The 24,407-nt window shown below is 62.0% G+C and carries 20 protein-coding genes and 1 pseudogene; 9 read left to right on the forward strand and 12 right to left on the reverse strand.

Annotation, left to right across the window (positions count from 1 at the left end):
* Positions 1-52: 52 nt before the first annotated feature.
* The 10 genes and pseudogenes from EV130_RS15130 to EV130_RS15175 form a co-directional block, all read right to left on the reverse strand.
* Positions 53-1,204, reverse strand: a pseudogene (locus EV130_RS15130) (alpha-hydroxy acid oxidase).
* 1 nt (position 1,205) lies between these two features.
* Positions 1,206-2,426: a hypothetical protein gene (locus EV130_RS15135; RefSeq protein WP_207900885.1), complete on the reverse strand. Its 1,221-nt coding sequence runs from the start codon at positions 2,424-2,426 to the stop codon at positions 1,206-1,208.
* A gap of 115 nt (positions 2,427-2,541) precedes the next feature.
* Entirely contained in the window at positions 2,542-3,273 is a 732-nt protein-coding gene (gene hutC / locus EV130_RS15140; RefSeq protein WP_074061528.1) for a histidine utilization transcriptional repressor HutC, read from the reverse strand.
* 60 nt (positions 3,274-3,333) lie between these two features.
* Positions 3,334-4,347: a zinc-dependent alcohol dehydrogenase gene (locus EV130_RS15145; protein WP_132550215.1), complete on the reverse strand. Its 1,014-nt coding sequence runs from the start codon at positions 4,345-4,347 to the stop codon at positions 3,334-3,336.
* A 2-nt stretch (positions 4,348-4,349) separates the two neighbouring features.
* Positions 4,350-5,678: a histidinol dehydrogenase gene (gene hisD, locus EV130_RS15150; protein ID WP_132550212.1), complete on the reverse strand. Its 1,329-nt coding sequence runs from the start codon at positions 5,676-5,678 to the stop codon at positions 4,350-4,352.
* Between the two features lie 40 nt (positions 5,679-5,718).
* Entirely contained in the window at positions 5,719-6,519 is an 801-nt protein-coding gene (locus tag EV130_RS15155; protein WP_074061525.1) for an ABC transporter permease, read from the reverse strand.
* Entirely contained in the window at positions 6,516-7,460 is a 945-nt protein-coding gene (locus EV130_RS15160) for an ABC transporter permease (RefSeq protein ID WP_132550209.1), read from the reverse strand. The genes EV130_RS15155 and EV130_RS15160 overlap by 4 nt, the downstream gene beginning before the upstream one ends.
* A 65-nt stretch (positions 7,461-7,525) precedes the next feature.
* Positions 7,526-8,641, reverse strand: coding sequence for an ABC transporter substrate-binding protein (locus EV130_RS15165; protein ID WP_132550206.1), 1,116 nt, complete (start codon positions 8,639-8,641; stop codon positions 7,526-7,528).
* Between the two features lie 33 nt (positions 8,642-8,674).
* A complete protein-coding gene (locus EV130_RS15170; protein WP_074061522.1) occupies positions 8,675-9,808 on the reverse strand; it encodes an ABC transporter ATP-binding protein in 1,134 nt (377 codons plus the stop codon).
* A 306-nt stretch (positions 9,809-10,114) separates the two neighbouring features.
* On the reverse strand, positions 10,115-10,882 hold the full coding sequence (locus tag EV130_RS15175; protein WP_074061521.1) for an SDR family NAD(P)-dependent oxidoreductase: 768 nt from the start codon (positions 10,880-10,882) through the stop codon (positions 10,115-10,117).
* 111 nt (positions 10,883-10,993) lie between these two features.
* Between EV130_RS15175 and EV130_RS15180 the strand changes: the two genes are divergently transcribed.
* Positions 10,994-12,130, forward strand: coding sequence for a histidinol-phosphate transaminase (locus tag EV130_RS15180; protein ID WP_074061520.1), 1,137 nt, complete (start codon positions 10,994-10,996; stop codon positions 12,128-12,130).
* Between the two features lie 429 nt (positions 12,131-12,559).
* The gene (gene dusA / locus EV130_RS15190; protein WP_425375573.1) at positions 12,560-13,591 is read left to right on the forward strand and encodes a tRNA dihydrouridine(20/20a) synthase DusA; all 1,032 of its coding nucleotides are present in this window, start codon (positions 12,560-12,562) and stop codon (positions 13,589-13,591) included.
* A 65-nt stretch (positions 13,592-13,656) separates the two neighbouring features.
* Here dusA and EV130_RS15195 read toward each other — a convergent pair whose 3' ends face one another.
* Entirely contained in the window at positions 13,657-13,869 is a 213-nt protein-coding gene (locus tag EV130_RS15195; protein ID WP_018900054.1) for a cold-shock protein, read from the reverse strand.
* 746 nt (positions 13,870-14,615) lie between these two features.
* Between EV130_RS15195 and EV130_RS15200 the strand changes: the two genes are divergently transcribed.
* Entirely contained in the window at positions 14,616-15,245 is a 630-nt protein-coding gene (locus tag EV130_RS15200) for a J domain-containing protein (RefSeq protein ID WP_132550195.1), read from the forward strand.
* 269 nt (positions 15,246-15,514) lie between these two features.
* Here EV130_RS15200 and uvrB read toward each other — a convergent pair whose 3' ends face one another.
* Positions 15,515-18,574, reverse strand: a complete 3,060-nt coding sequence (uvrB, locus tag EV130_RS15205; protein WP_132660712.1) for an excinuclease ABC subunit UvrB — start codon at positions 18,572-18,574, stop codon at positions 15,515-15,517.
* Positions 18,575-18,795: 221 nt separating this feature from the next.
* Here uvrB and EV130_RS15210 point away from each other — a divergent pair, with 221 nt between their 5' ends.
* The 6 genes from EV130_RS15210 (at position 18,796) to EV130_RS15235 (ending at position 24,400) form a co-directional block, all read left to right on the forward strand.
* Positions 18,796-19,455: a dihydrofolate reductase family protein gene (locus EV130_RS15210; RefSeq protein WP_074061507.1), complete on the forward strand. Its 660-nt coding sequence runs from the start codon at positions 18,796-18,798 to the stop codon at positions 19,453-19,455.
* Positions 19,456-19,640: 185 nt separating this feature from the next.
* Positions 19,641-20,891, forward strand: coding sequence for an MFS transporter (locus EV130_RS15215; protein ID WP_132660714.1), 1,251 nt, complete (start codon positions 19,641-19,643; stop codon positions 20,889-20,891).
* A gap of 158 nt (positions 20,892-21,049) precedes the next feature.
* A complete protein-coding gene (locus tag EV130_RS15220; RefSeq protein WP_132660716.1) occupies positions 21,050-21,424 on the forward strand; it encodes a hypothetical protein in 375 nt (124 codons plus the stop codon).
* 464 nt (positions 21,425-21,888) lie between these two features.
* Positions 21,889-22,272 carry a YciI family protein gene (locus EV130_RS15225; protein ID WP_132660718.1) on the forward strand — a complete coding sequence of 128 codons (384 nt, stop codon included), beginning with the start codon at positions 21,889-21,891 and terminating at the stop codon, positions 22,270-22,272.
* 141 nt (positions 22,273-22,413) lie between these two features.
* On the forward strand, positions 22,414-22,767 hold the full coding sequence (locus tag EV130_RS15230; RefSeq protein WP_074061504.1) for a DMT family protein: 354 nt from the start codon (positions 22,414-22,416) through the stop codon (positions 22,765-22,767).
* Between the two features lie 109 nt (positions 22,768-22,876).
* Entirely contained in the window at positions 22,877-24,400 is a 1,524-nt protein-coding gene (locus EV130_RS15235) for a DUF1800 domain-containing protein (protein ID WP_132660720.1), read from the forward strand.
* The last annotated feature ends 7 nt before the right edge of the window (positions 24,401-24,407 follow it).

The following is a 24,407-nucleotide window of genomic DNA, read 5'->3' on the forward strand; positions in this document are numbered from 1 at the left end:
TTTGCCACTCCCGAGTCTAGCGAAGCAACCACTGTCGAAGTTGCGAGGCCTATCAAGTCTCATACCGCACGACAGCGGAACTCCCTGAGCCTTTCAGCTGATCGATGGACGCAATGCCCATCAGCGCAAGGCTGATCGAAATCTCCCGCTCGAGGATGGCGATCACCTCGGCGACCCCCGCCTCGCCGGCGGCCGAGAGGCCGTAGGCATATGCCCGGCCAAGCATTACGCCGTCAGCTCCGAGCGCAATCGCCTTGATGACGTCCGCGCCACGAAGAATACCGCCGTCGAGCATCAGGCAGAAGTCGTTTCCGACGGCAGCGCGGATGCCGGGCAGGGCGCGGATCGTGCTCGAGGCCCCGTCGAGCTGACGTCCGCCGTGATTGGAAATCACCACGCCATCACAGCCAAGGTCTCAGGCGGACACAGCATCCTCGGGCGTGAGAACTCCTTTGATCACAAGCTTGCCCGTCCAACGCTCGCGCAACCAGGCAATGTCCTTCCACGACAGCGTCTTGTCGATTCGACGCGAGAGATTGGCCGCCTGCTCCAGCGCGCCGCGGCCGAATTCTGGCCGGTGCTCGATTGCCCTGACCGACGGCATACCGGTGAGGGCGATGTCGGCTAGCCATCGGGGCCGCATCAGCAGACGGGCAAGAAGCGCCGGCGTGACGCGAGTGAGAGAACGAAAGCCGTTGCGCACGTCACGCTCGCGGATGCCGGTTATGGCGGTATCGACCGTGACGAATAGAGTATCGACGCCAGCCTTCTCCGCCGAGTCGAGAAATTCCTCACACAGCGAGCGGTCGTTAAGAACGTAGAGCTGGAAATGGAGGGGCCCGTCCGTCTTTGCGCGCAGATCGGCCAGCGAGGCGATGGAAAAGGTCGACAAACAAAAGGGAATGGCGGCGGCATGCGCTGCTCGAGCGGCCTTGATCTCGCCCTTGCCGGAATAGAGACCGAGGAATCCGACTGGACCGAGCATGAAGGGCAGGGGATGGCGGCGCCCGAGATAGGTGGTCGAGAGGTCCTGCGGCCGCGGTTCGACCAGGACGTTCTGGCGCAGGGCAATGCGGGAAAAGTCCGATCGGTTCGCCCGCATCGTTTCCTCCTCGAAGGATCCGCCATCGATATAGTCGAAGAAGATCTTCGGCAGCTTCCGCCGCGCGACATCGCGGAAGTCGTGGATGTTGACCGGGTTCATGTCAGTCTCTGTCGGGATCGATCAGGTCGAGGAAGCTGGAAATGTCATCTTTCCCTGCCACCGGCTCACTGCCGGCGGCGACCGCGATGGAAAAGCCGATCAGCGAGGAAACCGGGTTGTGGCTCGCAGCGCCGGCACGCAGGTTCATCACCAGCGTCGGGCAGAGGAAGAGACCGAGCCGGATAACCCGGCGCCAGTCGGCCGGAAGCATGCCCCGCGCCTTCAGTTCGGCAAGCAGCGGACGCCACAAGGCTTCAGCTTTCACGTCTAGCAGCGCGCGCCGGACGGGGCTCAGCTCGAAATCGGTCGTCACCCGCAGCAGATCGCCGTCAAGTACCACGCTCGCCTCGTATTGTTCGGTCGCCATGGCCGGATCGTAGAGCCATAGTGGATGGGCGAGGATATTATGGAAGGTGGTCTTCACCTCGGCAAGCAGCGTCGGAACGTTCTCGCCGGCAAATGCGGGGTCGAAGAACGACAAGCTGGCCTCGCCATCGCGGTCCTCGTACCAGACATTCGCGTTGTGGGCGTCGCCATGTGCCGTCACCCCACCCGCATCTGCGAGCCGCAACGGGCTCAGTCTCTCGTGCGCGGCGTCGAAAAGAGTGCCGATGCTGTCCCGGTATTCAATGCCATTGACAAGAAAACGGCAGCGTGAAAACGCCTCCCAATTCAGCATGAGGCCGGGCAAGGAAAAGTCCTTGCCGACATAGAAGCTCGCCATGCGCCCGCCCGGATAGGCGCCGGTCGGAGGGTCAATGAGGCGTTCATAGAACAGCCGATGGATCGGCTCGGCCGCAACCTCCCCGGCGCTCACCGGATGCAACGTGTCGAGATAGACTTTCAGCACGGCTTCGCTCAGCCTGCGTTCGGCTTCGACAGCCCTTTTTCGCGCTGCAGGATCGTCCTTCAAGTCCAGCGCCCGCAGCACATCGGAAAAGCGCGGGTCGGTCCGCCTGTGATAGACGAGGATCTGTTCGCCCGGAAGCACCGACATCAGCAGCGGCTGGTCCACGGGCAGGCCGGCGCGGGCCAGGATGTCGGCGCGGTAATATTCACCGCTCATGGCCTCTTCGCCCTCTTCCTGGTGGAACTTGAAGAAAAAGGCTCCATCGGCGGTTTTGAAGAAGCCGTTAATCGAATTGAGGCTGTACTGGTCGTGATTGATCACAACATTCCTCGCCTCAATGCTGAAAAGGTCGCGCAGAAGCTCGGCCAGCAATTGTTCCGCCTTGCCGTTCCCGGTTTTGGCGATCTTCCTGATTTCGGCAGTGCGGCTCGTGGGCTGGCTCATGGCGTTCTTTCCGGATGGGGCTTCTGGTCAAAAGGACCCGCGCTCACTTGCTGCCGTGCAGATAGCGGCTGCCGAGCGAATAGCGGCTGCCGACATAGGTCAGCGTGTTGACGGTGGCGATGACCGGGCCGGACCAGGTCTTGCGGTGGAGGACAAGGCAACACTCGTTGGGACGGATATGCAGCAGGCGCGCCTGGTCCGCGCTGGCCGGCAGGGCACTGATGAGGTGTTCCACTTCGGTCAGCGGGGTGGCGTTCTGCAGATAGTCGTAGGTCGCGATGGCGCTGAAATCCTGCTCGACATAGCCGGAAACGAGGGCGGGATTGACAAAGCGTTCCTCAAGCTGGACCGGCAGGTCGTTCTCGAAATGGATGACGACCGAGTGGTCGACCGGCTTCACCGTCTCGAACTCGAAGGCAAGCAGTAGCTCTGGCTCCGGTCGTTTGATACGTTCGAGGACGACCACCTCGGCCCGGTGCCGGCTGCCGCGCGCCTTGATCTCGGTGATAATGTTGCTGATCTCGATCAACGTCGATTGCGGCTTCGGTGGCGCGACAAAGGTTCCGACGCCCTGGATGCGGCGAAGATGCCCCTCTGAGGTGAGTTCGCGCAGCGCCCGGTGAACGGTCATGCGGGAGACGCCAAGCGTCGAGACGAGTTCGTTCTCCGACGGAAGGCGAGCGTTGCGCCCCCATTTTCCGCTACCAATATTGCCGAGGACGAAATCCTTCACCTTCTCGTAGAGGGGTGACGCGGAATCGGAAAGAGTGTTCATGGGGCCAGGTCTCCAGCGCCGCCTGACAAGGCCGGCATTCAGATGACATGACGGGCCGGACTAGCCCGTCACCTCGATGATCGTCTTCAGCGCCTTGCTCTCGCCTCTCAACAGCCGTTCATAGGCTGCGGGAACCTCGTCGAGCGCCGGCACCACTTCGATGAACCGCTGCAGCGCGGGCGCGAGATCGACAAGCAGCCCAATGGCCTCGGGCAGTTCGTCGGCAAAGGCATGGCAACCGACCAGCGATATCTCCCGCTCGACCAGAATGTTCGGGTCGAAGTCGAGCTTGCCGTGGCTGATCCCGACGAGCGCCAGCGCTCCGCCGCCCGACAGGATGTCGAGCGCCTGGACAATCGCCTGGATGCTGCCTGTGGCATCCAGCGCATGGCGCAGCCGTCCGCCGGAAAGTACGGCTTCGATCGCCGCCTTGTCGAGAGCAACAAACGTGCCGCCGGTTACGTCGGCAACGAGGGCGGCCCTCTCGGCGTTCAGATCGGCCAGTAGCAGCGGGCCGTCATGCAGCCGGGAGAGAAGAAGGGCGCTCAACCCGCCGATCGTGCCGCAGCCGACGACGAGAACCGGTTCGCCGTCGGGGACGGCGAGGCGACGTACGGCATGCAAGGCCACGGCCAGCGGTTCGGCCATGGCGGCGACATGCGGCGAAAGCTGCGGATCGTGACGGACGACCAGGCGCGCCGGCAGTTGCACCGCCTCGGCAAAGCCGCCGTCGCAAACCTCGCCGACGAAACCGAGCGTCTCGCAGACATTGCTGCGGCCGCTCTTGCAGGCCGGGCAGGTGCCGCACCACATGCGTGAGTCCGCCGACACGACATCGCCGAGTACAAGATGGCCAACGCCTTCTCCGACCGCGGTCACGCGACCGCAGAATTCATGGCCTGCCGTCGAGGGTCGGCGCGAGATCCACTGGCCGGTACGGTAGTTGTGAAGGTCGGAGCCACAGATACCGGCGGCCCTGACCTCGATATTGACGAAGCCCGACGCCGGAGCCGATGGCTGAGGCATCTCTTCCACTCGCAAGTCCCGGGCGTCGTAGAGCCGCACGGCCTTCATGGTTAGGCACCTTTCTTCAGGTAAGCATCGCGTACCGGTGAGACGGCAAGCGCATGCGAGGAGAAACCCTCGTAGATGGCCAGATTATGGGAATGCCTTGCGAATTCCGGGTAGGCGGGTGCCGTGACATAACCGATCGAGCTGCGCTTGACGAAATCAGTGACAGACAGCGGACCGAACGTGCGCGCCCAACGGCTGGTCGGCAGCACCGCGTTCGGCCCGAGCGAGAAATTGGCGATGCTGACCGGTGTATGGGTGCCCATCAGGATTTCGGACGCCTCGGTGATGTGGCCGAGATGGATAAAGGGCTCTTCCGACAACAGCTCAAGATGCTCCGGCGCGTAGGCGTTGACGAACGCATAGCTTTCCTCGAGTGAGGAGGTGAGCACCACGCCGCCCGTCTTGCCGGTGAGCACGGCCTTGGAGAAGGCGACCCGCTGCTCGGTCATTTTCGCCCAGTGTTCGGGAAGGGCTGCGAGCGCCTCTTCGGCGACGCGGCGGCTGTGGGTAACGAGATAGGCCGACGAATCCGGGCCATGTTCTGCCTCGATCAGCAGGTCGAGCGCAGCAAGTCCACCATGGACGGTGTCATCGGCAAGGACCATCACCTCGGACGGACCGGCGGGAAGACCGGTGTCGATGACGCCCGCCAGCGAGCGCTTGGCGGCGACCACCCACGGGCTGCCGGGGCCAACAATCTTCAGCGCTGGTTTGACGGTTTCGGTGCCGTAGGCAACCGCCGCCACGGCTTGCGCGCCTCCCACCTTGTAGACGGTTTCGACGCCGGCAAGGCGCGCGGCAACGAGGGTTGCGGCATCGACCGAACCGTCAGGTGCTGGTGGCGTGACGATCGCCAGGTTCGGGACGCCCGCGACCACGGCCGGAACTGAGGTCATCATCGTCACCGACGGGAAGGATCCCTTGCCGCGCGGCACGTAGAGCGCAACCGACTGGATGGGCGTGAAGCGGTCGCCGGCAAAGGCGCCGGGGCGGATTTCCTTCAGCCACATGGCTTCCGGGCGCTGCTCCTCGTGGAACGTGCGGATATTGTCGATGCCAAACTGGATGGACTCCATGACGCTCGCGTCGACCGACTTGAAGGCCGCGTCGAACTCCGCCTCGCTGACCTTGAGATTGGCTTCCGTGACATTGGCCTTGTCGAGTTCTCGGCCAAAGCGCGCGAGCGCCTTGTCACCCTCGATACGCACGGCTTCCAGTATCGGCGTGACCTTCTCGATGAAGCTCGATATGTCGGTTTCCGAGCGGCGCAGCAGCGCGGCCTTTTCCTCGGCGTTCAGCTTGGAATATTCATAGAAAGACACTGATGTCATCGTCTTGTCCTTGATGTCTGGCCCGTGCAGGGCAGAAGGGTCATTTCGATTTGAGGAAGATGTCGAGACCGACCAGTCGGTCGAGCAGTGCGATCGCAAGTCCGGCGCAGGCGATGAACACCACGGAGATTGCGGCCAAATCTGGTGTGATGATCGAGCGGATGGAATTGTAGATCTGCACCGGCAGCGTCACGCTTCGGGCATCGACCAGCAGCAGGCTCACCAGGAACTCGTTGAGCGCGAGGATGAACATCAACAGCGATCCGGTGATCACGCCCGGCAGCACCGCCGGAAGGGTGATGTACAGGAAACGCTGCAGGGGCGGGGCTCCACAATTGGCCGCAGCCAGTTCGAGATCGGGCGACAGGTTGCTAGCGCTCGCCGTCACGGCCCAGATCATGAAGGGCAGATTGATCACACAGCAGGCGATGCCCACGGGCCACAGTTTGCCGAGGACGTTCATCTGGCCGAAGACAAGCATCATCCCGATGCCGGAACCGATCAGCGGAATGGTAAAGGGCAGCAGCAGGTAGATCTGGATGGAGCGCGCAAACCGCACCCGATACTTGGCGAGTGCGATGCCGGCGAGCGTGCCGGCGGGAATGGCAATCACCGTGCAGATCGTGGCGACGATCAGCGAGCGCAGGAAGGCTTGGCGGAGATCACTCGCCTGCGCGATTGCGCCATACCATTTGAGCGACAGACCGTCAGGCGGGAAAGTGATGATGTTTCCGGCCGTGAAGGAGGCCCCGAGCACCACAATGGTGGGCGCTGAGAGCATAACGAGGGCAGTTGCGACGAAAGCCCAGATGACAATGGACTTGCTTCGGCTGTCGATCATTTGCGCTCTCCTCCCATGGCAAGCGTGCCCGCGCCGAAGAGCATGAAAACGACGCCGACGAGGATGGAACCGACGGCGACAAGCATGAGCGACAGCGTCGCCCCGAGACCCTGGTCGGAGGTGCGGAAGAACTGGTCGTAGATCGCATTGGCGATAAAATCCTGGGTGCCGCCGCCGAGGATGGCGGGAATGGCAAAATCGGTGAGCGAGAGCGTGACGACCACGAGACCGGCACCGACGAGTCCTGGCCGCGAAAGCGGCAGGACGATATGGCGGAAGGTTCGGACCCAGCCGGCACCAAGGGAGGCGGCTGCGGATTCCAACTCGGTCGGGATCGCCGTGAGCGCCGGCGCCAGCATCAACACGGCGAAAGGCAGCATGTATTGGACAAGGCCGAACAGAACCGCCGGATAGTTGTAAAGCAGCCGCATAGGCGACACGCCGACAAGACCGAGCGCCTCGTTGACCATGCCCTGGTTTCCGAGAATGATGAGCCAGCCATAGGCCCGCACCACCTGTCCGATGAAGAATGGCAGAAAGAGCGCCACGAGCAGGAACTTGCGGAGCGCCGATGAAGGCGTACGCACCATCAGATAGGCGTATGGAAAGGCGAACAGCAGCGTGACTACGGTCACGATCACAGAGCCAATCAGACTTCGTCCGGCCACTGTGGCGAAGAAGCTCTCCGACAGCACGCGCTGGTAGTTGGCAAGCGTATAGCTTTCCGACATCAGGAAGGTAGTGGTGTCGAGCGTCCGAAGGCTGGCGTCGCCGATCTGAAAAAGGCCGAGCACAAGAAGTCCGACAAGCACCAGCGCCGGCGCCAGCATGAGATAGGGCAGGCCTCGCTGGAAACTCGACGGCCAGACCATCGCCGCAAGGCGTTCGAGCACATCCATGACGCGCCATGTCAGGGGATATGCGGCGGGGGAGGCGCGCATGTTACCAATCCTGTTTCACGAAAGGAGGTTGCCCGCCGCCAGGGACGCGGCGGGCGCACAGGGCCTCAGCCCTGCATGATTTCCTTGAACTTGGCGAACCACTGGCTCTCGTTTTCGACCTGCACCTTGGACGAGATCCGGATCAGGTGTTTGAAGTCTTCTTCCTTGGTCGGATAGGACGGATCGCCTGCGAGATCAGCCGGCGGTGTCAGGCCGGGGACGACGCCTGGGAGGCCGAGACCGTCCAGCCAGATTTGCTGGGCTTCCTTGGTCAGGGCGTGGTTGATGTACTGCTTGGCCCAGTAAAGCTCGTTTTCCGGCAAGCCCTTCGGGATCCAAAGGCCGTCGGTGTCGAACTTGGCCCCTTCCTCCGGCACGACCCAGGCGATCTCGATGCCATTCTTCTTGGCTTCGCGCGCATTGGTCGAAATGGTGCATGCGGCGTCGATCTCGCCCTTCTGGAACCAGGTAGTAAAGTCAGGGTCTTCGCCGAGCAGCGGCTGCTGTTCCTTGATCTTGGAAATAAAGTCCCAGGCCGGCTGCATGTTGCCGGGAATATCCTCCAGCTTGCCGCCACCGGCGACCTGGGCCGGAAAATGGAAGCCAATGCCGTCGTTGTATAGAGCGATGCGGCCCTTAAGTTTGGGGTCGAGCAGATCCTTCCAGGACTTCGGCGCACCATCAGGGAAGGCCGACGGGCGATAGGCGAGCACGTAGACATAACCGTAGGTGTTGACGATCGGATAGCCGTCGAGCCCCACGGGCTTGGCAAGGTCGGTGGTGTTCTTGATGTTCGACAGATCCGACAGGTCCTCAGTCACGCCGCGCAGCGCCGACTTGGTGGCGTTGGTCGTCGTATCCCAGTTGATGTGGATCGGCGGGACACGCTTCTGTGCGACGGCAGCCCACACCTTGGGCTGGATCTCGTTGTCCTCGGTCAGGTCGTGGCGAACGGCAATGCCAGTCATCTTGGTGAAGCTGTCGGACACGCCGGCCTTCAGAGCATCGACCCAGCTGCCGCCCCAGGCGCGAACGATGATTTCGGCCGGCTTTTCCGGCTCTTGGGCAAAGGCGCGGCTCGCGCCAAGCGTCGAGAGGCCGGCCGAGGCGCCGGCTGCGGCCATGGACGCAAGCAGTGTTCGGCGGCGAATTTGCGCGGACAGGAACTTTTCATGCGACATTATACATTCTCCTCTGGCTGGACCTTCTCGGGGTCATTTTTGAAAAACATTCATATCCCTTGCGTTCCAGCCGAGACGAACGTCTTCGCCCGGACCGAACTGCAAGTGGGATTCTGGGTCGTGGTCGAAGACACGCATCAGAACGCCGGCCAGCCCCGGAACCCGAATTTCGTAGACCAGGCGCTCGCCTTCAAAGATGCAGTCGACCACCTTGCCGTCAACCACTGCTTCGAGATCGCCGAGGCTTCCGTCCTTCGGGGCGATGCGGATCTGCTCGGCGCGGACCGCAGCGGCACAGGGCGCACCGGCGGCAAGCGCAGCATCGGTGACGACACCGGAAAAGCGCAGGCCATTCGCCTCAAACACGACGCCCGCAGAGGTCAAATCGACGACCTCGCCCTCGATGAAATTGGTAACACCAATGAAGTTGGCGACGAAGGCATTGGACGGAGCGCGATAAGCGTCGACTGGACGAGCCTTCTGCTGAATTTCGCCACCGCTCATGACGATGATCTCGTCGGAGACCACCAGCGCCTCGCGCTGGTCATGGGTGACGTTGATCGTCGTCACCCCGAGTTCCTTCTGGATGCGGCGGAATTCGAGCTGCATTTCCTCACGAAGCTTCCGATCGAGCGCGGCGAGCGGTTCGTCAAGCAGGAGCAGGTCCGGTTCGAACACCAGGGCGCGAGCGATGGCGACACGCTGCTGCTGGCCGCCGGACAACTCATTGATGCGCCGGCCGCCATAGCCGCCGAGCCGCACGAGATCGAGATAGCGCTCGACTTTCTCCGGGATCGTGCGGGCATCATGGCGGCGCATCTTAAGCGGAAAGGCGACGTTTTCAGCCGCCGTCATGTGCGGGAAGAGCGCGAGCTTTTGAAACACCATGCCGATCGCGCGCCTGTGCGGCGGCACGGCACTGACCGGCTGGCCGTTGATGAAGATTTCGCCGCTGGTCGGGCGATCGAAGCCGGCAATCATACGCAGGAGGGTCGTCTTGCCGGAACCTGACGGGCCGAGAATGGTCAGGAACTTGCCCTTCGGCAGGTCGAAGAAGGCATTCTTGACGGCATGGACATTGCCGAAAACCATGCTGACATCTTTGACGGAAACAGCAATCTGACCAGTCATTCCGGCCGGACGGAGGCCGGCAGCAACAACGCCCATGAGATTCCCCTGTGTTGCCCGGCTTGACGAACGGTGCCGTCCCGAAGCTTCATTCTGCCGTCGCGACGGCAGCCAACCGATCGAGTTTCACGTTAACTTGTCTATACATATTTGTACAAGTACCGTCAATCAAACTTGCGTATTTTTTGCGCCGCAATGTCGTCTGGCTAAGTTTTGTGCAGTTGCGAAAAGTCTCGCGCATCTCGATCGAGATTTTGTCGCACGCGAGCAGAAAGGCAAGCGCCTGAGGGGGCGGCGGTGTTTGCCGCCATTCTACTAACCACTCGGGCGAAGCTGGCGCCGATCTCAGATTGAAGCGAGAAAGCCGCCGTCGACTGGAATGCACTGCCCGGTGACGTATGCCGCAGCATCGCTGCAGAGAAAGACCGCGACCCCGCCGATGTCGCTTTCCTTGCCGAAACGGCGCTGCGGGATCTTGTCCAGCATACGCAACTGCCAGTCCTCGTTCTCGTAGAAGACCTCGGTCATGGCCGTGCGAAAATAGCCGGGCGCAATGGCGTTGACCCGGATGTTGTGCACTGCCCATTCGGTGGCCAGCGCCCGCGTCACGCCGAGAAGTCCGGACTTCGAGGCGCCGTAAGGCACAGCGGTCGGAACGCCGACATAGGAGGTCAGCGAGCAGAGATTGACGATAGCGCCGCCGCCTGCTTCGGCCATGATCCGGCCGGCCGCCTGAGAGCAGAAGAAAGCCCCCTTCAGATTGGTCGACAGGATCGATTCCCAGAGCGCCTCATCCACATCGAAGGAGGGCCGGACATTTTCGAATCCCGCATTGTTGACCAGGATGTCGAGGCCGCCCAGCGCCTCGGACGCCGCTCTCGTGACGTGTCCGCAGGACTCGACGTCGCGTACGTCCTGGGCGATCGTCACCGAGCGCCTGCCGGCGCCCTCGACCAGCGCCCGGGTTTCGGCTAGTCCCTCGACCGCCCGCGCTGTGACCGCCACATCCGCACCGGCCTCAGCCAGGGCAACCGCGATCGCCTGCCCTATGCCTCGGCTTGCGCCGGTGACGAGAGCGCGGCGGCCGGAAAGATCAAAACTCGCACGGGTCATAGCGGCTCCCTTCTTGTTCTCTGATGGAATGAAGCATACTTGTGTTGACATGTCTATACATATACGCACATCCTGAATGTCGCGTAGCAAGCGCGCCCATGGAGACTGCAAATGGCAAATGCTTCAAGCCCTATCCGGGAGGAAATCCGCTCGATCGCTCCTTACAATGCCGGATTGACGCTGGAGGAGGTGCGGGCGAAATACCATATCGACGACATCGCCAAGCTTGGCTCCAACGAGAACCCTCTCGGCCCTTCGCCGATGGTGCGCACGCTCTTTCCCGATATCGGCGAGCTTGCCCGGCTCTATCCCGATCCGCAGGGCCGCGCCCTGTGCGCTCGACTGGCGGCCAACTTTGACGTGGAGGCCAACCAAGTCATTCTAGGCAACGGCTCGGAAGACCTGATCGCCGTCATCTGCCGGTCGGTAGTGCGCCCGGCCGATACCATGGCGACGCTCTATCCATCCTTCCCTCTGCACGAGGACTACGTGACCCTGATGGGCGGAAAGGTCGAGCGCGTCACCGTCACAGCGGATCTCACCATCGACATGAATGCGCTTCTTGCCGCGATCGCCCGCAAGCCGCGCATGCTGATGTTCTCCAATCCTATGAACCCGGTCGGCTCATGGCTGACACCCAGTGAACTAGCGAAGGCTATCGCTGCGCTCGATCCGGAAACTCTCATCGTTGTAGACGAGGCTTATGCCGAATATGCGGCAGGCGATGACTATCCCAGCGCAGCCGACATGCTGAAGGATAGCGGTTGCAACTGGGTCGTGCTGCGCACCTTTTCCAAGGCCTACGGCCTGGCCGGCCTGCGCATTGGCTACGGCATCGTCAGCGATGGCGGCCTTTGCGATTTCTTCAACCGCGCCCGCACCCCGTTCAACACCAATGCCATAGCCCAGGTTTCGGCAATTTCCGCGCTGGACGATGCGGGCCACCTGAAACGGTCCATCGAGGCCGCCAGTCTCGAACGTCAACGGATGGCTGCAAGCCTTGCCGCCATGGGCTACCGGATGGCGCCTTCGAAATGCAATTTCCTGTTCGTCGACACAGGGAAAAACTCCACCCAACTGGCCGTGGCCCTGCTCGAACGCGGTGTCATCGTCAAGCCGTGGAAGCAGACAGGCTTCGAGACCTTCATTCGTGTCAGCGTCGGTTCGATCCGGGAAAACGACCATTTCCTCCGCGCGCTGAAGGACGCGGGGGCACAAGGCTCTTCACCGGCTCTGTTCCGACGTTGAAGCTGCGGGCAGCGTGCCCGAGCGCAAGTAAATTTCCCTGACTCGATTGTGGAGGCTCCTCCGCAGCAGAAAAAGCCTCGTCCAAGCGGCGCATGCGCTTGCTATCTGGTCTCGACCGCCGACTGGGGGCCGCCCCAGCTAGCATAGTTGTCGCCGGTTTCGCGAAGATGCGTGTAACGCTTGAGGCGGACCCATTGCCTCCGGCCGCCTATCAAAAGTCTCTGTCTCATGATAAGTGAGGCCATCCCGCATAACGCGCACGCGTGCCCCGTAGCCGACGCTACCATCTTTTCGCTTGCGCGCGGTGATAGTTCCCATGACCGCATCCTCATTTGGTACATGGCGATTCCAGTTGGTGCATTGTGCCAAGTCCGGCGTCGAAATCGGCGGATTTGGCATAAAACAAGCGTGAACAAGACGGAGAAAAAACTGTTGCAAGCGCCTGAAAAAAAAGAAAAAGGCAACTACTTCAAAGCTCCCGTCTTCGCCGTCGCGCCGATGATCGACTGGACCGACCGCCATTGCCGGTATTTCCACCGGCAGATCAGCCGGAACGCATTGCTCTATACTGAAATGGTCGTGGCGGACGCGATCATTCACGGGCCGCGCGAGAGGCTGCTGTCGTTTGATGGCGACGAGCATCCGGTGGCGCTGCAGCTCGGCGGATCGGATCCGGTGAAACTTGCCGAGGCGCTTCGGATCGCAGGGCCCTACGGCTACGACGAGGTCAATCTCAATGTCGGCTGTCCTTCGGACCGGGTGCAGTCGGGAACCTTCGGGGCCTGCCTGATGCTGACGCCTAAGGTGGTGGCGAATTGCGTTATGGCCATGAAGGCAGTCTCCAATGTACCGGTCACGGTAAAGTGCCGGATCGGCGTGGACGAGCAGGAGCCGGAAGAGGCACTGCCGGAACTGTTGGCGCGGGTGCTGGACGCAGGTGCCGATGCGGTGTGGATCCACGCACGAAAGGCTTGGCTCAAAGGGCTGAGTCCGAAGGAGAACCGCGAGATCCCGCCGCTCGACTACGACATCGTCTATCGCATGAAGGAGCGGTGGCCGGAGGTCTTTATCGGTATCAACGGCGGCATCCTGACGTTGGACGAAGCAGCGGCGCATCTGAAGCATGTCGACGGCGTGATGCTGGGTCGGGCGGCCTATCAGAATGCGGGGATCCTTGCCGATCTCGATCACCGCTTCTTCGGCGCACCGGCGGCAGAGCCGGATTGGGACGGGCTGCGCGACCGCATGATGGCCTATGCCGCGCGGCATCTCGAAAGCGGCGGGCGCCTGCAACATGTGGCGCGGCACATGGTCGGGCTGTTCACCGGGCTGCCGGGCGCCAGGCGCTACCGACAGATTCTGTCGAGCGATGCGGCAAAGGCAGGCGCCGGGCCGGAGGTGATCGCAGCGGCCTTTGCGGCGGTGGATTTTCCCGGTGCCAAGGAGGCGCTGAGCGCCTGACGCCAAAAGCAAAAAACGGCGCCCATGAGACGCCGTTCTCATTCCTGCCGTGGCAGAAATTAAAATCAGTTGGCCGAGATGTTGACGGCCTTCGGGCCCTTGCCCATGCGATCCGGCTCGGTGTCGAAGGTGACCTGTTGGCCTTCACGGAGCGACTGGATGCCGGATGCCTGGAGAGCGGAGATGTGAACGAATACGTCCTTTGCACCGCCGTCCGGAGTGATGAAACCAAAACCCTTGTCCTGGTTGAAGAATTTTACGACGCCTTTGGTGGCCATGTGGGATAGTCCTTTTCCCTTAGTCTGTCTGGTATCCGCGCCCCCGAAAGGAAGCGGACGGCTTTAGCTTTCGTCCCGTTAGACCGGAACGAAGGGTCAGTCGGAGAAGTCACGTACGGGGAAAGAACGTCTACGCAGGCGGGGGTTACCCGCGCCGCCTTCCGTAACGGAAGGCTTTACCACATCTGTCCAGTCACCGGCATGCTAATGCCCGAGTGCTGCAATTGGTGACAGCATTTCGGGAAAAAAGCAAGCGGCAATATTGTGGCATGCGCTGACGCAAGCCGGGAAACGCCAAAGATTCAAACACTTGACGAAATGTTACCTTTCACAAGGCGATCTGTGTCATTTGCGGATTCCGTCTCGGAACAGAACCGCCCCCCTTGCTCCGCGGCGATCTCGACTGCAGCCTTGACGCCCTGACGGTTCCTTTTCCGTCGCACTTCCGCGCGCCATCATTCGACTGTGTTTTAACAGGAATTCACCACGTCGACGCCGGTCGGCGCCGTGAACCAACCTTCTTGCAATGTTGAATGAGCCTTTCGAACCATGGACATGGCGCGCGCGACAAGCATAGAGATGGGGAATGGCCGCCGAAATTGGCTAATCGAATGGTTCGCGGCCCGGCGAATTCACGTGCCGCTCCACAATTTCGTCCCGACTGGACCCGATTATGGCCGGTGCAGGTGCTTCGGGCTTGATGCCGGAGGGCCGAGGGGGTAGGTCACGGGGGTGGGGACAGATGAATGCTAGATGGACAGGTGGGCGGTTTGATCGATCCCTATATTTTGCTCGGACTTGACCGCGACGCCGGCGAGCAGGCGATCCGCAGCGCCTGGCGCAAGGCCGCCAAGACAGCCCATCCCGACTCGGGCGGAGATGCGGAGCATTTCGGCCGGCTGCAGACCGCCTACGAACTCTTGAAGGATCCGGTGCGCCGCCGGGTCTACGACGACACCGGCTACGACCCGCAGCTTGCCGACCCCAAGGACCTCGAAGGCGTGCTGATGCTGGAAAAGCTTGTCAACGACGTCATCCTCGACGATCGCGAGCCCGGCAGCTTCGACCCTGTGGCGGCCATGCGCAGAAAGCTCTCCGACGACATCGTCAAGAACCGCTTCCACATCCTGGAGCTGGAGCGCCACCGCAACCGCGTGCGCCAGCACATCGACCGCCTCGGCCGTCGCCCGGAAACTGACGTGCTCGGCTCCATGCTGCGCGCCCGCAGCCAGTCGATCACTGACGCCATCCGCAAGGCGGAGGGCCAGATCGAGGCGATCGAGCATGCATATCAGATGCTCGAAGGGTACTCGTATGAGGTGGAAATGGTGGCGATAGCGACCGTGACGGAGCGGCGGGGCGAGGCTGCGGAGTAGGGCGCTTCACGGCTCGCGGTCGTCCTCGGGCGGTCGCGCAAATCATGCAAGCGCCGAATTCCGGATATCGGTTCCCGTCGAGGTGCATCGGCACCGCGGGCACAAGAATTCGATCGTATGGGCGCTGTGCGGGCCATTGGTCCGAAACTGCTTTCGCATGTTGCGATCGACAGTGTGATTTTGAGCAGGTGCTGCAGATCGATGTGCGGTGATGTGCGGTTTGACGCTGAACGTGGCTGGTTCGCGGATGGAGTCCGGGAGGGAAAAGTTCAGTGCCCCGGGCGCCCGGTCTTGCCTTTCGTGCTGCCCTTACGCTTCTGATCCGCGGGCTCCTCGTAGGAGCCGGCCCCCGTCTTGCCCCGGACGAGGGGGCGGGGGTCGTCGCTGGATCCTCGGGTCAAGCCCGAGGATGGCGGAGAGCTTGGCGCGTCGGCGCGTTCCCGCTGGCCTTCTTGCGGCGGTGTGATGAGCTTCGTGCTTTTTGCGGCATCAGGCTTTACCGGCAGCTTGCCGGTGACCGGTTTTTCGGTGCGGCCGACGGTCATTTCGTCGAGGGTGTTTTTGCGGAAAAGGGGCTTTCTCGTGGGCTCGGCGACGTCGCGGCCCATTTCATCCAGATCGGGCTTGCGGAAGAGCGGTTTTGCGGCGTCGATTCCGGGTCCCATGTCGTCGAGGCTGGGTTTGCCGTTCGAGGCGGTCCTTTGAACGTCCTCACCACGAGGTCTCCTGCTGGCCCCGGTTGCTTGCGGGAAGGAATTTGTTGAGTTTGCGGCACCCCCATGCTGAGGCGCGGAGGTCGAGGACCGAAGGCTCGTAGCATCCTTACGTCCGCTTTCCATCGCCCGCGACTCCTCGCGGGCCATCGGGTCGTCCATGACCGCCAGCTCGGCAGCCTTGAGGCGCTTGATTTCGTCGCGGAGGCGGGCGGCTTTTTCGAAGTCGAGGTCGGCGGCAGCGTCGCGCATCTGTTTTTCCAGCGCGTTGAGATGGGCAGCCAAGTTGTTGCCGACGAGGTTGCCGCCGTCGGCAAAACCCTTGCCGGAGACGCCGGAGATGTCGGCGCGGACGTGGTCGCGTTCGTAGACCGAATCAAGGATATCGGAGATGCGGGCCTTCACCGATTCCGGGGTGATGCCGTGTTCCTCGTTGTAGGCCACCTGCTTTTCGCGGCGACGGCTGGTTTCTTCCATGGCCCGTTTCATCGAGCCGGTGATGGTGTCGGCATAGAGGATGACCTTGCCGTCGACGTTGCGCGCAGCGCGACCGATCGTCTGGATAAGCGAGGTTTCGGAGCGCAGGAAACCCTCCTTGTCGGCATCGAGGATGGCGACGAAGCCGCATTCGGGGATATCGAGGCCCTCACGCAAAAGGTTGATGCCGACCAGCACGTCGAAGGCGCCAAGGCGCAGGTCGCGGATGATCTCGATGCGCTCTAGCGTGTCGATGTCGGAATGCATGTAGCGGACGCGCACGCCCTGCTCATGCAGGTATTCGGTGAGGTCCTCGGCCATGCGCTTGGTGAGCACGGTGACGAGGGTGCGGTAACCTTTGGCGGCAGTCTCGCGGATCTCGCCGAGCACGTCGTCGACCTGGGAGCGGGCGGAGCGGACTTCCACCGGCGGGTCGATGAGGCCGGTCGGACGGATGACCTGTTCGGCGAAGACGCCGCCTGCCTGCTCCATCTCCCAGCCGCCAGGCGTGGCTGACACAGCGACCGTGTCCGGGCGCATCGCATCCCATTCCTCGAAACGCAAAGGGCGGTTGTCCATGCAGGAGGGCAGGCGGAAACCATATTCGGCGAGCGTCGCCTTGCGGCGGAAGTCACCGCGGTACATGCCGCCGATCTGCGGCACGGTGACGTGGCTCTCATCGATGAAGAGCAGGGCGTTGTCGGGAATGTATTCGAAGAGGGTGGGCGGCGGTTCGCCGGGGGCGCGGCCGGTCAGATAACGCGAATAGTTCTCGATGCCGGCGCATGAGCCGGTGGCCTCCAGCATCTCGATGTCGTAACGGGTACGCTGCTCCAGGCGCTGGGCCTCCAGCAGGCGGCCGGCCCTTTCCAACTCGGCGAGGCGAAGCCTCAGCTCCTCTTTGATCGCCTTGATGGCGCCGTTGAGGGTAGGACGTGGTGTGACATAGTGCGAATTGGCGTAGATCTTGACCGATTTCAGCTCGCCGGTCTTCTGTCCGGTCAGCGGGTCGAACTCGGTGATGGCGTCGATCTCGTCGCCGAACATGCTTATGCGCCAGGCGGCATCTTCCAGGTGCGCGGGGAAGAGCTCGATGGTGTCGCCGCGGACGCGGAACGAGCCGCGCTGGAAATCCATGTCGCGGCGCTTGTATTGCTGGGCGACGAGATCGGCGAGCAGCTGGCGCTGGTCGAGGCGGTCGCCGACCGACATCTGGAAGGTCATGGCGGTATAGGTCTCGACCGAGCCGATACCGTAGATGCAGGACACGGAGGCGACGATGATGCAGTCGTCGCGCTCCAGCAGCGAGCGCGTCGCCGAGTGGCGCATGCGGTCGATCTGCTCGTTGATCGAGGATTCCTTTTCGATATAGGTGTCGGAGCGCGGGACGTAGGCCTCCGGCTGGTAGTAGTCGTAGTAGGAGACGAAATATTCGACGGCGTTGTCCGGAAAGAAGTTCTTGAACTCGGAATAGAGCTGGGCGGCGAGCGTCTTGTTCGGCGCCAGTATCACGGCAGGGCGCTGTGTCGCCTCGATCACCTTGGCCATGGTGAAGGTCTTGCCCGAGCCGGTGACTCCGAGCAAGACCTGCGAGCGGTCGCCGTTTTCCAGGCCCTCGACGAGGTCCTTGATGGCGGTCGGCTGGTCGCCGGCGGGCTCGTAGTCCGAAGCCATGCGAATGGCGATTCCGCCTTCGGATTTATCCGGCCGGGCCGGGCGGTGCGGCGTCCAGATCTTGCCGTTCTTGTGAAGCGGATTGCCGGATTCGATTAGCGCCGAAAGCGCCTCGACCGTGGCTGTAACGGCAGTGCCGGCCGAAAGCGAGGAGGCCTCCTCCAGCGTCGTATCCATGCCGGAGACCGGATTGAGGCCGGCGGCGGCGCGGGTCTTCGGATCGGTCGAGCCGCCCATCGAGGTGCCGCGCGCGGATTTCGAGGCTGCGATTTCCACCTTCTTGCGGTGCTTGCCGGCCTTGGAGGCTATCTCGCGCTGCGTCTCGACGCTCGAGGCCTCGGCATCGGCCTCGAGCTGCCTTACCCAGTCGGCGACGGAGCCGTCCAATGGAGCGCCTTCGAAGGACGTCTGCGGGGCTTCCTCGAAGCCGTTCGGGGTGGGGGATTTCTTCGTCGATTTGGCCATGGGCGGAATATGGAGAGAGTCAGCGCTAAAGGGAAGAGGCAAAGAGTACAAAAGGGAAACGAATGAATCGTTCGGATTTCGTGAATAGTATCGATCAATGTCTTTCATCCTGGTTTTTTCGCGCCGTTGTCGGCGCCGACGGCTGCCCCACGTCCTTGACATGCAACGGGGCAGCGACGGGCCATTACAACGGGCCAAGGGAACCACGAAGGAGAGCAGACATGAGAAAGATCATCATTGGTGCATTTGTCAGTCTCGACGGCGTCATGCAGGCCCCGGGCGGCCCGGACGAAGACCCAGTCGGTGGCTTCAAGTACGGCGGCTGGGTTGCCCCTTATTTCGATGAGGCGATGGGGGATGCCGTGGGCGAGATGTTTGCCGGGGCGTTCGACCTCCTTCTCGGCCGCAAGACCTACGACATTTTCGCCGCGCATTGGCCCTATGTCGCTGCCGACGACCCGATCGGCCCGCTTTTCGACCGCGTCACCAAATATGTCGCCACCCGCAATCGCAACTTCAAGCTCAGCTGGCAGAACAGCCAGGTGCTCGGGGCGGACGTGGTCGGCGCACTCAGGACGCTGAAAAGCGAAAAGGGGCCGGATCTGCTTACTCAGGGCTCGACCGACTTTCTCCAGACCCTGTTCAGCAACGACCTGGTCGATGAAATCAATGTCTTCGTCTTCCCGGTCGTGCTCGGGAAGGGCAAGAAACTGTTCGGCGACGGCGCTTATCCAGGCAAGCTGAAACTTCTCGGCTCGAAGGTTTCCGGAACCGGTGTCACGATCAACAAATATGTCCGGGACGGCGACGTCGTCACCGGCTCATTCGCATTCGAAAACCCGTCCGCGGCAGAGCTTGAGCGGCGCCGGAACCTGAGCTGAGGCGAGCAGGCGCTCCGGCCAGACCGGTGCTTTGTGGCGGTCAAACTGTCGCAGCCGCGGAACATGGGCAGGAGTGCTGCCGTTGTCCGGCGTTGCCGTCCGGCAACCCCGTTTCGGGCCAACCTCTCTTCGACGGCATCCGGACATTGCCCGCCTCGCCGCCGCTTTCGGACGGAGGAAGCATGATGTCCGCATTCGAAAGCCTGCGCGCGCTCAGCCACCAGCAGCGCAACACCGTCATTGCCAGCTATCTCGCCTGGACGCTCGATGCCTTCGATTTCTTCATTCTCGTTTTCGTTCTCAAGCATATTGCCGATGAGTTCCACACCGACGTCCCGGCTGTTTCGGTGGCGATCTTCCTGACGCTTGCGATGCGGGCGGTGGGAGCGCTTGTTTTCGGGCTTGCGGCCGACAGGTTCGGGCGCCGCGTGGCGCTTATGGCCGACGTGCTGCTGTATTCGCTGTTCGAATTCCTGACCGGATTCTCGACGGGCCTGGCCATGTTCCTCGTGCTGCGCGCGTTCTACGGCATCGCCATGGGCGGGGAATGGGGCGTCGGCGCCTCGCTGGTCATGGAGAGCGTGCCGGAAGAAAGCCGCGGCATCGTCTCCGGCATCCTGCAGGCCGGCTATCCCTCCGGCTATCTCGTCGCCTCGATCGTCTTCTTCCTGCTCTTTCCGGTGATCGGCTGGCGCGGCATGTTCTTCGTCGGCGCCCTGCCGGCGCTCCTGGTGCTCTATATCCGCCGCAATGTCGCCGAAAGCCCGGTGTTCCTGAAGCGGCAAGCGGAGGGGCGGCGGCCGTTCCTCACCATCCTTAGGCAAAACATTCCGCTGTTCGTCTGGTCGGTGCTGCTGATGACGGCATTCAACCTTTTGAGCCACGGCACGCAGGACATCTATCCGACCTTCTTGGAAACGCAGCGCAACTACGACAGCTACACGACCGGCGCGATCGCCATCGTCTACAATATCGGCGCGATCTGCGGTGGGCTGTACTTCGGCCAGCTATCCCAGCGGATCGGACGGAAGCGGGCGATCGTCATCGCCGCGCTGCTCGCCGTGCCCGTCGCGCCGATCTGGGTCCATGCGCCGGGGCCGGTGTTGCTCGCCGTCGGTGCCTTCGTGATGCAGTTCTTCGTGCAGGGCGCCTGGGGCATCGTGCCGGCGCATCTCAACGAGCTGTCGCCCGACGAGGTGCGCGGCACCTTCCCGGGCTTTGCCTACCAGCTCGGCAACCTCTTTGCCTCCGGCAACGCCACGATGCAGGCGGGGCTCGCGGTGCGCTGGAACGGCGACTATGCGACGGCGCTGCTCATCGTCGCCAGTGCGGTGGCGGTAGCCGTCGCGCTTCTTTCCGGCTTCGGCTACGAGAAGAAGGACGTCCGTTTCGGCACGCAGGAGGCCGAAACGCCGCAGGGCGTTTTGCGCAGCTGAACGGCGAGGGACCTTGCGCGATCTCAGACGGCTTCCTCATCGTCCTGCCATAGGCCTTTCTTAACCACGCGACGCTAATGTTTGTCGCGCGGAGGTCAGGTATTGCGTCCCGCCGCACGGCTTTTACCGACAATTTCGCCTTTCTGCTGCCCGTCATCATGCTCACTTTCGGCTGCACCTTCCTGGTCGTCGCCGGTTCGGACCCGCGCGAATACAGGCATTGGGGTGATCGGGCTAAATCGTTCCTGCTTCTTCGTTTTTTGCCCATGACCCCCGTCGAGGCTCCGGCGCCGTGGCATCGCTTATCGCCGATGCGCTATTTCCGTCTTTCTATGGCAGCGCGCTCCTGTGCCACTTTAGCCGATCTTCTTGCCGCGCTGCGCCTCGCCTTCTCCGCGAGCATCTATGCTCGGACCTCTACGCGGTCATCGTTGCGCAGAGCCTTTTGGGCCGAACTGCTGCTGCATGACCTTGCCTGGGCGTCGCTGCTGGGTTTCGCGCTGGTCAATATGGCGCGCCGGGCGAAGCACTAAGCCGACACGATGCTGCTTGCGGTTTCGGGGCTCGTGGTGACGGCGATCATCGCCCGCATTGCGATCCTGGCTTAGGCCTTGCCTCTTACATGAAGGCGCGGATCGTTTCCTTCGTGCCGTTCCAACGCTTGCAGCGGAGAAAATTCCGCCAGCCGCAGCAACGGTCGACAATCTGGGCGTTGCCTTCCCCTTCGAGCAGACCATATCAATGGCTCACGGGCGATTTGAACCGGTTCTATCGCAACCTTTTGGCGCATTATGGTGTCTTGCGATGGGACGGGTGTATGCGCCTCAAACCGCAGTATTGGATATCGGACGAACTTGCTCGCAGGTATCAAACCTGAACCGCGCGCACTTGATTTCCGGAGAGTGGATCCGCGTCGACTGAGAGGCGCCTGGACCGAGAGAGCCGTGTGCGATGACGTTCGAGTGGAAAATGATGGACGCAGGAGGAGGGACATTTCATGCTTTACGCCATCCTGGCATATCACGACGAGAAAGTGGTCGAATCCTGGACCAAAGAGGAGGACGAGTCTCTGATGAGCGAGCTGCTCCAGGTCAACGATCGCCTGGTCGAGGAAAAGCATTTGGGACCGGCCGCGCGACTTGGCCCGACGGGGCGCGCGGTGACCTTGCGGGGGACGGGAGCCGGCTTGGTCACGGACGGCCCCTTTGCTGAAACCAAGGAGCAATTGCTCGGCTTCTATGTCGTGGATTATCCAAGTCTTGAGGAAGCCGTGGCAGCAGCGCGCGACCTGCGACGCGCCAATCCCACCGCAGTCTATGAAATCCGGCCGATCTCGCTTTATCTTCCTGGCGCGCCACTGGCGTTTCGGGACGAAGGTTAGGCGCGCGATGTCGGCGGGTGGCCTTGGGCCACCATACCAACATTTCGGTGGGGAAGGGCTGCGGCACGTCGCCATAACCCCTTGAGCCCCGGCTAATTGGATATACAAGCTGCCGGCAGTTCTCTCCCATCGGATTCGCCCATGTATTTTTCGCTCAGCCCCGCCGCCATCTGGCCGGTCGTCATGCTTTTCGCCTCCAATATCTTCATGACTTTTGCCTGGTACGGGCACCTGAAACACAAGGGCAGTGCGATCGCCCTTGCCATCGTCGTGAGTTGGGCGATTGCCTTTTTCGAATACTGCCTCGCCGTGCCAGCAAATCGTATCGGCTCGGCGGTCTATACGACGGCGCAGTTGAAGACGATGCAGGAGGTGATCACTCTGATGGTCTTCTCCGGATTTTCGGTTTTCTGGCTCGGCGAGAACCTGACCTGGAACCATGCCATCGGATTTGCCCTGATCGCCATCGGCGCCTCCTTCATCTTTCGCGCATGAACGCAACCTTTCCAATGGATTACAATTCGTCCATGTCTAAAAATCACCGAATTGCGGACGCATTTGGCTGGGAGGCTGTCACCATCCAGTGATGAGGAGGTGACCGCCCATGAGCCTCTCTTTCCAGACGATGGCGGCAATCCGGTTCGGCTATGGATTCCGACCGGGCGAGGCGCTGCCGCAGAACCGCGATCAGCTGCTTGGCCAGGTGAAGGACGCCAGCCGGCGAGCGCCGTCTTTTCCGGTCGGCGGCATCGATGGACGCCATCGGCAAATTGTCGATCTGCAGGAGCGGCTCCGAAAGATGCGCCAGAGCGGCAGTGATGATCTATTGCGCCGCAAAAGCCGCAAGGCAATCCAGAAGCAGGTGCAGCAGCGGTTCCAACGCGATGCAAGCGCGCGGCTGATGCAGGCCGTGCTTTCGCCGAACGGATTTTACGAGCGGCTTGCGACCTTCTGGACCAATCATTTCTCGACGAGCGCCGCCAAAAGCCTGCCGATGTGGATGATCGTTCCGCTTTACGAGGCGGAGGCGATCCGGCCCAATATCGGCGGCTCGTTCCGTGACCTGCTGCGGGCCGCGACGGAGCATCCGGCGATGCTCATCTATCTCGATCAGGTGCAATCGCAGGGGCCGGAATCGGCCCGCGGCATGAAGCAGAACAAGGGGCTCAACGAGAACCTCGGCCGCGAACTGCTGGAACTGCATACGCTGGGTGCAGGCAGCGGCTATACGCAAGCCGACGTGCGCGCTGCGGCAATGGTATTGACCGGACTGACGATCGATCGCGAGGAAATGGACGTGACTTTCCGTCCCGGCATCTCGGAGCCCGGCAGACACACGGTTCTCGGTGTCAGCTATGGCGGCGCGATAAGGTCGCGGAAGAACTATCTGGCGCTGCTCGACGATCTGGCTGTCCATCAGAAGACGGCTCAGCATATCAGTCACAAGCTTGCCGCTCACTTCGTCTCCGACCAGCCACCTGAGGAGATGGTGACGGCGATGGCGGATGTTTGGAAAAGGACGGATGGCGACCTGACGGCCGTTTATGGCGCTATGTTCGATCATCCCGCAGCCTGGCGCGACGAGGGCGCGAAGGCGCGCCAGCCTTTCGACTATATAGTGACGGGCCTGAGGGCGCTGAACGCTGGCAGCGGCAACGGTATTTCGGGCGACTTCATGAAGGCGGCTCAGGAAGAAGACGACGATGTGATGGCGCGCCCGAAGGACATGGCGGGACAAGACGATGCCCTGGGCGGCGATGCGGGCGCGATTGCGCCCGATCCTGCCAACGAAGCCAGGTCCAAGCGGCGCAAGTCCTTCCAGACGGCACGCGCCCTGGGGCAGGATGCGCTTCGCCGCATGGGCCAGCCGACCTGGCTTCCGCCAAGCCCCGCAGGCTTCGAGGAAAACTTCTCCGCCTGGATAACGGCAAGCCAGCTTGCCGAGCGGCTTGCCTGGGCGCGGCGAGCTTCCGCCCAGTTCGGCAAGGACGAGGATCCGCGCGAATTTTTAAGATCGACGCTTGCCGATGCGGCGCGCGACGAGACGATCCGCGTGGTTTCGCAGGCGCCGACCAAGATCAGCGGCCTGACGCTGGTTCTTGCCTCCCCCGAATTCAACCGTCGATAGGAGCTGG

Origin of the sequence: Rhizobium azibense, assembly GCF_004342325.1 — a bacterium.
In the GTDB taxonomy this organism is placed as follows: domain Bacteria; phylum Pseudomonadota; class Alphaproteobacteria; order Rhizobiales; family Rhizobiaceae; genus Rhizobium; species Rhizobium etli_B.